A 9,933-nucleotide genomic window follows, 5' to 3' on the forward strand; every position below is an offset into this window, starting at 1 on the left:
TAAATAGCGAGATTTCCCATGGCATCGAAAAAAAAGCTCACGGCTGAGCAGCAGCACCTTTTCGATGCGCTGACTGCTCTACAGAAACGGTTCGTCACTTGGGTGCTTAAAGGCAAGAACCACACTGATGCGTACCGCAAAGCAGGCGGAAAAGCAAAGGGCGACAACCTGCGCAAAGCTGCTCATGTCATTGCGACAAATTGCGACGTGGAAGCCTTCCTTCGCTCAGTTCAACAGGAGGTGGTGAGCGATGCCATTATGACGCGCACAGAAGCTCTGGAGCGCCTTTCAAAGATGGGGCGGGCCTCACTGATGGACATTGCTGAATTCCGCAACTGTCAGGTTGGTGAGGACGAAGAGGGGAGGCCTGTGCTTCAGGCGTCTTGGAGCTTTAAGGATTCCGCGCTGCAAGACCCCGAAGCGATGAGCGCCGTATCGGAACTAACGACAGGCAAGGACGGCATCAAGCTTAAGATGCACGACCCGAAAGCAGCCATTAAGCAGCTTGGTGAAATGCAGGGCTGGGAAGCGCCAAAACGCACCGAACATACCGGGCCAAATGGCGGCCCTATCAAAACAGAACAGGTAACAATAACGGCGGATGAAGCAGCAGAGGCGTACCGCAAGATGATGGGTTAACTGGTGAAAATTGACCTTAGATTACCTTTTTCTTCTATGCATTTTTAACCCCAATTTATGCATCGTTTATGCAGTCCGCTTTCAGCTATTCCGCTATGAAATCATGAGGAAATAACCCTTCCGAGGTGATATTTCAATGAGTGCTGATCGTGCGGGGCGGGTAACGTCCATTATGTTAAATGGCGTCTATTTCGAGAAAATTTCATGCCGATTCCTTTCCCCTTCGATTTTAAAAATCCTGACTATCAACAGGTATTCGAATGGCGGATGGAGAGGCTTCAACGCATTCGCCAAAACCCCGGCGCTCTGCCAGCGCTTAAAGCGTTTTACCGTGATAACCCTGCGCAGTTCATCATCGACTGGGGTATGACAACCGATCCGCGTAACATCGATTACGGGCTTCCAGTGACCATCCCGTTTCTGCTGTTCCCTAAACAGGAAGAGTGGATTGAATGGATAATGGATCGCCGGCGCAGCATGCAGAACGGCATTACAGAGAAAAGCCGAGAAATGGGGCTGAGCTGGACATCAATCGGCTTCGCTTGTTCGCTTTGCCTCTTCAATAAAGAAATGGTGATCGGCTTCGGCTCCCGTAAAGAAGAGTACGTTGACAGCACCGGTGACCCGAAGGCGCTCTTTTGGAAAGCGCGTAAATTTGTCGAAACGCTGCCCGTTGAATTTCGTGGTAGTTGGAACGAAAAGAAGCATGCCCCTTATATGCGCGTTGAATTCCCGGAAACCGGAGCGGTCCTTAAAGGGGAGGCAGGCGACAACATCGGGCGTGGTGACCGCACAACTCTCTATTTCGTTGATGAAGCTGCTTTCCTTCAGCGCCCACAGTTGATTGACGCAGCGCTCTCTCAGACAACGCGTTGCCGCATCGATTTATCATCGGTTAACGGGATGTCTAATCCGTTTGCGCAAAAGCGCCACGGTGGCCGCATTCCGGTATTCACTTTCCACTGGCGAAGCGATCCGCGAAAGGACGACGCTTGGTACAAAAAGGAATGTGAGAAAATTGACGATCCTGTCGTGGTGGCGCAGGAGCTTGACCTGAACTATCAGGCATCGTCTGAAGGCATCCTCATTCCATCAGAATGGGTGCAGGCCGCTGTTGATGCACATATCAAACTAGGTATTGAGCCATCTGGTCAGCGCCTGGGAGCAATGGACGTGGCTGATGAAGGGCGTGATAAAAACGGTTTCTCTTCACGCCATGGTTTCCTTTTGCAGGACGTCAAAGAATGGAGCGGCAAGGGCAGCGATATCTACTCGTCTGTCGTGAAAGTTTTTGGCTACTGTGACGACATGGGGCTGGATGAATTCCGCTTCGACGAAGATGGGCTTGGCGCTGGAGTACGCGGTGATGCTCGCGTCATCAATGAGCTCCGTCATGCAGAGCAATTACGCTACATCATTGCCACACCGTTCCGGGGCAGCGGCAGTGTTTTTGATCCTGAAGATGAGGCTGTGCCAGGTGACAACGGTAAACCTGCTCGCCTGAATAAAGATTTCTTCCAGAATGCAAAGTCACAGGGCTGGTGGCACCTTCGGAAACTATTTCGCAACACCTTTCGCGCGCTGCAGGGAATGGAATATAACCCCGACGAAATTATTTCAATAAGCAGCGAAATCGAAAACAAAGACCGCCTGTTGCTGGAGTTATCGCAGCCAACATGGTCAAAAAATACCGTTGGCAAAATTCTGGTAGATAAACAACCTGAAGGGACTAAATCGCCCAACCTTGCTGACTCCGTAATGATCAATTACGCCCCAATGGATTCCTCTCTCGATACTTGGGCCAGACTGGCTGGAGCGTGACATGTCCCGTAAGAATCGCCGTAACGGCGCAAAACAGCCCGCTGCGACCGCTGACGGGTACAACAATTTTTCTGCAAAGTTAGGCACGGCAACACAGAACATCCAGAGCGGCGGCGAGTACGTTCCGGGTTACATCACTCGAAATCGAGTGATGTTGGAATTTGCATACCGGTCATCGTTTCTGGTTGGCGCTGCTGTCGATTCAGTCGCGGATGATATGACCCGCAAGGGCATTAATATCACATCGAGGCTGGAACCAGGGCACAAAGGAAAGGTAGACACATTTTGGGATGAGGCAGCCATCTGGGACGGTCTGAACGACACCATCAAATGGTCCCGCCTTTTCGGTGGCGCAGTGCTGGTGGTGATGATCGACGGTCAGGATATGTCGTCTCCGTTGAAACTGGACCGCATCAGCAAAGGTCAGTTTAAAGGAGTGATGGCGCTCGACCGCTGGATGGTGACCCCATCCTATTCTGACCTCATCACCGAGTATGGGCCTGAGTTCGGCAAGCCGAAATACTACAAGGTGGTTGTGAACCAGCAGGGCATCCCGCCCTGGAACATCCATCACAGCCGCCTCATCCGAATGGATGGTGAAACGCTTCCTTTCCAGCAGGCAAAGACAGAAAACGGCTGGGGAATGTCAGTTGTAGAGCGCATTTTCGAGCGCATTCAGGCCTTCGATACCGCGACTGTTGGTACCACCCAGCTGATCCACAAGGCTCATCTTCGAACCTACAGCATTAACGAGCTGAGAAAGATCCTGGCAATGCCGGAAGGCAACCCGGCAAAGGCTAGCCTGATGAAGCATATGGACATGATCCGTGAGTTTCAAACCATCGAGGGGATGACCCTGATGGATAAAAGCGATGAATTCCAGACGCACAGCTACTCATTTGCAGGCGTGGCTGATGTGATCCTTCGCTTTGCTGAGCAGGTTTCAGGCGCCACCGGCATTCCTCTGGTGCGTTTGTTCGGTCAGTCTCCAGCAGGATTCAGCACCGGCGATGGTGACCTCGAAAACTACTACAGCCGCATAAACTCGCAGCAGGAGCGCAGGTTACGCCGGCGCATTCGCTGGCTGATGGATATCACCTGGCGATCTGAGTTTGGTGAACCTCTGCCGGATGACTTCACTTTCGAGTTCAACAAGCTGTGGGAGATGTCCGACACCGACAGGGCGACTATGGCAAACAATATTGCCACCGCTCTCAGCACACTGGTTGACCGTGAAATCATGCCGCGCCATGCAGCCATGAACGACCTCCGCAATATCTCGGAAGTGATTGGCATCGGCGGTTCTATTACCGATCAGGACATTGCGGATGCGAAGAAAGAGCTGGAGGAGTCTGAACTTGAAAACGGCGCTCCGCCGTCGTTCGGAGAAAGTCTACAGCGAAAGCCTGTTGGCGATGGCCTCCCGAATAAACGAGATCGTAACTGGCTCGTACGATGGTTCTCAACATAGCGCCGACACGGTAATTACCCATCTGACCGACTATTCCCACATCATTGATGAATGGGCTGAGATGGTTGGTCGCCGGATGTTCAGCCAGGTTGAAGAGGAAGAGTGGCGCCAGTGGCGCAGCGTTTCCGAAGAGATATCTGCTGGCTTGCGTGATGTGGTGGGCAACACGCCGGTTGGACACGTTGCGCAGGACATTGTCTATCGCCAAATTCAGCTCATGAAGTCTTTGCCGATTGAGGCTGCTGACAGGGTGCGGGAGATTCAATCCCGGGCAATTGAGGCAGTTATTAACGGTGAGCGGCCTGATGATCTGTACAAGATGATAATGCAGTCTGGTGAGGTGGCCGCCAGTCGGGCGCGGATGATTGCTCGCACGGAGATCGGAAGGGCTACCGGCGCGCTGACGCAAGCCAGAGCGTTAGCTGTTGGCTCTGAAGGTTACTGGTGGCGCATACGCGGAAGCAGCACACGGCCTTCCCACAAAAAAATGAAAGATAAGTTTGTCCGCTGGGAAGACCCCCCAACGCTTGATGGCATGACCGGACATGCTGGGTGCCTGCCTAACTGCCAGTGCTGGCAGGAAGTGCAAATACCAGAGCCAAGAAAGTGATAAATGGGCCTTTCGACGGGCAAATGCAGTGAAAGTAAAAAGTGGTTAAATGTTGCAAAAATGTTGTTGCCGAAAAGCGGCCTGAAATTGCGTTTTCACACCTCCTTTTGGGCAGTTGGAGTGACATTTTGAACGAGTGCCAATTCCGGAGGGCGCTTAAGAACCCTTATGTTAAATAGCCCGTTATTCAGAACATTTTCCCTATCTCAAGAGGCCGCCACTGTGCGGCTTTTTTGTTGCCCGTAATCGAGCAGGTAACCAATGAAATATTTCTTCACTACACGCCTGGGTGAGACGCGGTATCTGCAGGCAGACGGCTCGCTGCTGTGTAAAGACGTGCCGATCGCACGCACAGGGACGCAGGTCTATTTGCCCGAGGAAATCGACCTCGAACCGGACGGCACCGGCACGGTAACGGTCTGGCGAACAGAAGACGAGGTGTTTTCGCCGGAAACGATGGCCAGCTTTGAAGGTGTCGCCGTCACGCTGGGTCATCCAGAGGATGGTCTGGGCAACATCGTTTTCGTTAGCCCTACGAACTTCGCAGAGCTGGCGCACGGGCATATTCAGAACGTCCGGCGAGGCACCGGCGATAAATCAGATCTGCTCATTGCTGATGTGCTGATTAAGCGGCAGGAGGCAATCGACGCGGTCAATTCTGGCCTGACCGATGTCAGCTGCGGCTATGACGCCCAATACAAGCAGCTGGCGCCCGGGAAGGGCAAGCAATACCAAATCACCGGTAATCACCTGGCTGTCGGCATCGACAGAGGCCGGGCGGGTAACCGTTGTGCAATCGGGGATTCGATCCCATCAACCACGAAGGAGAAGCCTGCAATGTCATGGCTGAAAAAACTGGCTCAGGCCATTAAGACCAAAGATGAGGATGCGCTGAACAAACTCATCGAAGAAGCGCCGGATATGCCATCTGATGGCTTGGCTTCAATTCCCGGTTCGACCATTAACATTAACCTCCCATCACAGGCGACAGCGCTTCCGGTGGAAGAACGCACCACCACCGACGACATGCCTGAAGAACAGAAGAAAGAGCCAACCGGCGACAACGAGGATATCTCGGTTGTGCTGCAGGCGATTCTTTCCCGCCTGGACAAGCTGGAAGGCAAAACCACTGACGAAGATCCTGAAGTCAAGACCGATGATGAGGACGAAGAAGAAGATCGCAAGGTCACAGGTGACGCAGCTTTCAAGCGCAACATCATCGCTGATGCTGAGATTATCTGCCCTGGCTTCCAGCCATCAGGCGATAAAGGCCTGAAGCGCCAGGTGTTAACCCACGCGATGCGTACGGGTGACAGCACCTATCTGAAGTCAGTGGGCATTCAGGATTATTCAAAAGCGCCAAAGGCAACCGTAGACGCAGTATTTACTGCCGCTGTGGCGCTGAATAAGGCCAGGAATAACCTGCAACCACTCAACCCTTCCGTGCGCACCGGCGACAGCCAGCTGCACTCGAAACACCTTACTCCGGCGCAGCTGAACCAGCTGAATCAGGATTTCTGGAAAAAACGTAAATAAGGTAACTGACATGGCTGGAAATGCTTATCTGAAGCGCATGCCTATCGGCATTGCTGGGGGCGTCACTCGCCCACGCGATCTCACCATCGAGCCGGTTGCTCTGAATTACCAGAAGCAATTTGCCTCCTACGGCTTGCCCGGCAAGTACGTTAACGATCAGTTCGTGCCGCTGGAGTCAGGCGACACCATCGACAAAGTGAAGGGGATTCTGGTTCGTCCATTCCCAATCACTTCAGCTGCTGACCTCGCTTATCTGGGCGTGAATGTCAACCAGGTGGGCGACAACCTGAAGCGTGGATATATCTGCGTAGTTGCAACCTCTGGCAGCGCCGCTACAGCGAAAAAAGGCGACCCCGTTTATGTCCGTGTTGCTGGCGGAACTACTGCAAGCCCGGTGGGTACGTTTGTGCTCGCGCCAGACTCCACTGCGGCAAATACACCTCGGCTGACAAATGCAGAGGTAATGGGGCCAGGCCAGTCAGACGGCCGCATCGAAATTGCATATAACATCTGAGGATAACTGAATGTTTACAGTAGACAGAGCGACTATCGACTCAACCGGCGCGTTCCTTGTCGGTGAGCTGGAGCGCATGGATCAGACGCTGAACATGCCTCTGACGTCCGTAAAATGGACGCGTGACATGCCACTGCGCAGCGACATTTCCATCGCTGATGAAGTGTCATCCTTCACCAACACCGACTTTGCCAGCGTGGGTGGACCAAACCCGAATGGCAAAAACTGGCTGGGTAAAAAGGCAACCGCTATCCCCGGCATTGAGCTGGACATTCAGCCAACGCGTAACAACCTGACCCCATGGGCGCAGGAAGTAGGCTGGACAGTGCTCGAGCTGGCATCGGCGCAGAAGCTTGGGCGTCCGATTGACACCCAGAAATACGAAGGCATGAAGCTTAAATTCGCCATGGACACCGACGAACAGGTTTACGTAGGTGATACCGAGCTGGGTGTGGCCGGCCTGCTGAATCTGCCAAGCGTGACGCCGATTGCAGCTGCTGGTGCATGGACTGCCACAACTGACCCTGACGTGATCGTGCAGGACATTAACCTGGTGCTGACCGATGCGTGGGTGGCTTCAGGTTACGCTGTGTGCCCTGCAAAAATTGGTCTGGCGCCAGAACTGTTTGGGCTGCTGGCCAGCAAAAAGGTTTCTAGCGCTGGCAACATCTCCGTTCTGGAATACGTGAAGATCAACACCATCGCATTCCAGGAAAACGGTGAGCCACTGGAGATCGTCTCCATGAAGTGGGCGTCAAAAATTGGCGTTGGTGGTGCGCATCGCATCGTTGCTTACACCCAGGACGAGAAATACGTTCGTTTCCCGATGGTTCCACTGCTGAACACCCCGCTGGAATACCGTGGCATGCAACAGCTGACCGTCTACTACGGCAAGCTGGGGCAGGTCGAAACGCCGTATTCAAATACGATCGCTTACCTCGACGTACCAGCGGCCTGATGCCTGGCGGGGAAACCCGCCTTCCCCATGGAGAATTGACATGAAATACATCGTAAACGATGGCGCAACGCTTAGTTTTGCGGATGGCTCTAAATTCGTGCTGGAAAAGGGCATTCACGACAGCAAGGATTTTCCTGATCACGTTAAAAAGCACTGGGCTTTTGAGTCCTATGTTAAGCCGATTGATAAAGCGGATCTGGTCAGCGAAACGCTTGCCGAAGACCTGACGGCGCGCGTATCCCAGCTTGAGGGTGAGGTCACCAGCCTGAATGAGCAGATTGGTATCCGTGATGCGACTATCGCTGATCGCGAGAAGTCCATCGCCGCTCTTGAGGGTGAGGTCACCAGCCTGAAAGCTGAGCTGGAAGCGGCAAAAGCCCCTGCGCTTGCTGCTAATTCCGAAGCCGACAATGCAGATTCTGCAGAAGGCTCGAAAAATGCCAAAAAACAGTAACCTCCCGACTAACGACCAGTTCCGCACTGACTTCCCAGAATTCGCCGATAAAACACGATATCCCGATGCTGCCGTGAATTTCTACCTTGGCCAGGCTGACAGCCTGCTGAGTCAGGACATCATGGGCGATCAGTTTATCTACCTGGCGGAGTTGTTCACTGCCCATTACACGGAGCTTCGCGGAAGAACGCTGGCATCCGTTAATGCTGGTGGGGGTGTTAATTCTGCCGGCGGTGGCGTTCTGACATCAAAGTCAGTGGACAAGGTCAGCGCCAGTTATGACGTATCGGGAATTATCAATCCTGATGCCGGTTTCTGGAATAACACAGCTTACGGGCGTGAGTTCTTCTGGTGGTGGTCGATGTACGGCATGGGCGGGGTGCAGCTTCTATGAAAAGCGGGCTGAGTATTCGGTCTGATAATGCCGCCAGCGTGCTGGAGGCGCTGAAAGAGCTAACCAGCATGGACGTGCTGGTGGGCATTCCGGCATCAAACGCAGCGCGTGAAGATTCACCGCTGAATAATGCGGAAATCGGCTACCTGCAATCCACTGGGGCAACCATCGAGATCGATGGCGTTACCGTTACTCTCCCGCCGCGCCCGTTTCTGGATATGGGCTTAGAAGACACCAAACCGCGCACCACGGCGCACCTGAAGGCAGCGGCGCGAGCTGTTCTGGACGGTGACAGTAGTGCGGCAATGATTGAGCTGGAGAGTGCGGGGCAGATTGCAAGGGATGGGGCTAAGGCAGTGATTGGCTCTGGCGATCGGCTTCATCCTCTTTCCGAAAAAACAATTGAGCGGCGCAGGCAGCAGGGCATCGGTGGCGAGAAACCGCTATATGCCCATGGCTTCCTGCTTAACTCCATCACCTACGTTGTGAGGAAAAAATAATGCCTCTTCTCGATGTAAGTGACGTGCTGTTAGACCCGGATTTTGTGGATATGTCACTTGTCTGCCATCGGCAGCTTCAAACGGCAGATGCTGACAATTTCCCTACCAACACCTCGCAGGATATTCCATTTTCGGGCGTGGTGACCGTTGACCGATCTCTGGAAGCCAAGCGCATGGCTGCTGGCCAGAACATCAATGGTGCGATCCTCATCGTGACTCAGTTCCGTCTCACTCAGGGGCAGGCCTCAACGGATAGCTCGCCGCGCCTTGATGCTGACATCGTGACTTACAACGGGCGCAATTACCGCGTCACCTTCGTTGACCCTTACACCAGTTATGGCGCCGGATTTGTGCAGGCACATTGCGAGCTGGTGGACTTTGACGGAGGGACACCTGTTGAGTAATGACAGCACGACGCCCGGTTATCTGACGGCTGTCAGTGATTCACCTGATTACGATGAAGAGCTGGAACGAAAGATAAGCCGGTGGATACGGGGCGTAACCGGTCTGGATGCAAAGCTGGTATTCCCTCGCTGGACTGACCCGCAACCGCAAATACCCCAAAATGGCACAACGTGGTGCGCCTTCGGAGTTACTACGCTTCCGCGTGGTGGTACGCCAGCCAATGTCCAGGTTGACGATGACCAGAGTGAACAATGGACATGGGAGCAGGTCACGGTCATCTGCTGCTTTTACGGTCCGCAAGGTGCAAAAACGGCCACGAATTTTCGCGATGGCATTTCTGTTGACCAGAACGCCGATGCGCTGAAAAGGGAAGCCGGTTTATCGCTGATTGAATTCGGCACTATCTGGAATCTTCCGGAACTCATCAATAACCAGTGGGTGCGCCGTTATGACCTGACAGTGACTTTGTCACGCAAGAACACCCGCACATACAACGTTAAATCTATCCTCGACGGCAACGTCAGCATCTCAACCGGAGAATAATCATGGCGAAAGGTTTGCCATTAAGTCGTGTCACAAACGTGACGATGACTCTCTCTGCTCGTGCAGCACAAGGCCGAAACTTCGGCTC

Annotated in this window: 12 protein-coding genes; all 12 read left to right on the plus strand. The window is 53.4% G+C overall.

Annotated elements, in window-relative coordinates; translation table 11 throughout:
* Positions 1 to 18 precede the first annotated feature (18 nt).
* Entirely contained in the window at positions 19 to 639 is a 621-nt protein-coding gene (locus MXF20_RS15525; protein WP_325970157.1) for a terminase small subunit, read from the plus strand.
* Positions 640 to 843: 204 nt separating this feature from the next.
* The gene (locus MXF20_RS15530; protein ID WP_325970160.1) at positions 844 to 2,460 is read left to right on the plus strand and encodes a TerL protein; all 1,617 of its coding nucleotides are present in this window, start codon (positions 844 to 846) and stop codon (positions 2,458 to 2,460) included.
* 1 nt (position 2,461) lies between these two features.
* Positions 2,462 to 3,931, plus strand: coding sequence for a DUF1073 domain-containing protein (locus MXF20_RS15535; RefSeq protein WP_325970161.1), 1,470 nt, complete (start codon positions 2,462 to 2,464; stop codon positions 3,929 to 3,931).
* 61 nt (positions 3,932 to 3,992) lie between these two features.
* Positions 3,993 to 4,541 (plus strand): phage minor head protein, encoded by a 549-nt coding sequence (locus tag MXF20_RS15540; RefSeq protein ID WP_325970180.1) that lies wholly within the window; start codon positions 3,993 to 3,995, stop codon positions 4,539 to 4,541.
* Between the two features lie 261 nt (positions 4,542 to 4,802).
* Positions 4,803 to 6,077, plus strand: coding sequence for a DUF2213 domain-containing protein (locus MXF20_RS15545; RefSeq protein WP_325970162.1), 1,275 nt, complete (start codon positions 4,803 to 4,805; stop codon positions 6,075 to 6,077).
* A gap of 10 nt (positions 6,078 to 6,087) precedes the next feature.
* Positions 6,088 to 6,591 (plus strand): structural cement protein Gp24, encoded by a 504-nt coding sequence (locus tag MXF20_RS15550; protein WP_325970163.1) that lies wholly within the window; start codon positions 6,088 to 6,090, stop codon positions 6,589 to 6,591.
* Positions 6,592 to 6,601: 10 nt separating this feature from the next.
* A complete protein-coding gene (locus tag MXF20_RS15555) occupies positions 6,602 to 7,549 on the plus strand; it encodes a DUF2184 domain-containing protein (protein WP_325970164.1) in 948 nt (315 codons plus the stop codon).
* A gap of 40 nt (positions 7,550 to 7,589) precedes the next feature.
* Positions 7,590 to 8,003: a hypothetical protein gene (locus MXF20_RS15560; RefSeq protein ID WP_325970165.1), complete on the plus strand. Its 414-nt coding sequence runs from the start codon at positions 7,590 to 7,592 to the stop codon at positions 8,001 to 8,003.
* Positions 7,987 to 8,397, plus strand: a complete 411-nt coding sequence (locus MXF20_RS15565) for a DUF4054 domain-containing protein (RefSeq protein ID WP_325970181.1) — start codon at positions 7,987 to 7,989, stop codon at positions 8,395 to 8,397. The genes MXF20_RS15560 and MXF20_RS15565 overlap by 17 nt, the downstream gene beginning before the upstream one ends.
* The gene (locus tag MXF20_RS15570) at positions 8,394 to 8,897 is read left to right on the plus strand and encodes a hypothetical protein (protein ID WP_325970166.1); all 504 of its coding nucleotides are present in this window, start codon (positions 8,394 to 8,396) and stop codon (positions 8,895 to 8,897) included. Before MXF20_RS15565 ends, MXF20_RS15570 begins: the two co-directional genes overlap by 4 nt.
* Positions 8,897 to 9,301, plus strand: coding sequence for a head-tail adaptor (locus tag MXF20_RS15575; protein WP_325970168.1), 405 nt, complete (start codon positions 8,897 to 8,899; stop codon positions 9,299 to 9,301). The genes MXF20_RS15570 and MXF20_RS15575 overlap by 1 nt, the downstream gene beginning before the upstream one ends.
* The gene (locus tag MXF20_RS15580; protein ID WP_325970170.1) at positions 9,294 to 9,845 is read left to right on the plus strand and encodes a hypothetical protein; all 552 of its coding nucleotides are present in this window, start codon (positions 9,294 to 9,296) and stop codon (positions 9,843 to 9,845) included. Before MXF20_RS15575 ends, MXF20_RS15580 begins: the two co-directional genes overlap by 8 nt.
* Positions 9,846 to 9,933 lie beyond the last annotated feature (88 nt).

Origin of the sequence: Pantoea dispersa, from assembly GCF_035783935.1 — a bacterium.
Taxonomy (GTDB): domain Bacteria; phylum Pseudomonadota; class Gammaproteobacteria; order Enterobacterales; family Enterobacteriaceae; genus Pantoea; species Pantoea dispersa_C.

What these genes read in the sequence shown, in the direction of transcription:
- MXF20_RS15525 (WP_325970157.1), top strand. Translation starts at nt 19, where the DNA reads ATGGCATCGAAAAAAAAGCTCACGGCTGAGCAGCAGCACCTTTTCGAT.
- MXF20_RS15530 (WP_325970160.1), top strand. Translation starts at nt 844, where the DNA reads ATGCCGATTCCTTTCCCCTTCGATTTTAAAAATCCTGACTATCAACAG.
- MXF20_RS15535 (WP_325970161.1), top strand. Translation starts at nt 2,462, where the DNA reads ATGTCCCGTAAGAATCGCCGTAACGGCGCAAAACAGCCCGCTGCGACC.
- MXF20_RS15540 (WP_325970180.1), top strand. Translation starts at nt 3,993, where the DNA reads ATGGTTGGTCGCCGGATGTTCAGCCAGGTTGAAGAGGAAGAGTGGCGC.
- MXF20_RS15545 (WP_325970162.1), top strand. Translation starts at nt 4,803, where the DNA reads ATGAAATATTTCTTCACTACACGCCTGGGTGAGACGCGGTATCTGCAG.
- MXF20_RS15550 (WP_325970163.1), top strand. Translation starts at nt 6,088, where the DNA reads ATGGCTGGAAATGCTTATCTGAAGCGCATGCCTATCGGCATTGCTGGG.
- MXF20_RS15555 (WP_325970164.1), top strand. Translation starts at nt 6,602, where the DNA reads ATGTTTACAGTAGACAGAGCGACTATCGACTCAACCGGCGCGTTCCTT.
- MXF20_RS15560 (WP_325970165.1), top strand. Translation starts at nt 7,590, where the DNA reads ATGAAATACATCGTAAACGATGGCGCAACGCTTAGTTTTGCGGATGGC.
- MXF20_RS15565 (WP_325970181.1), top strand. Translation starts at nt 7,987, where the DNA reads ATGCCAAAAAACAGTAACCTCCCGACTAACGACCAGTTCCGCACTGAC.
- MXF20_RS15570 (WP_325970166.1), top strand. Translation starts at nt 8,394, where the DNA reads ATGAAAAGCGGGCTGAGTATTCGGTCTGATAATGCCGCCAGCGTGCTG.
- MXF20_RS15575 (WP_325970168.1), top strand. Translation starts at nt 8,897, where the DNA reads ATGCCTCTTCTCGATGTAAGTGACGTGCTGTTAGACCCGGATTTTGTG.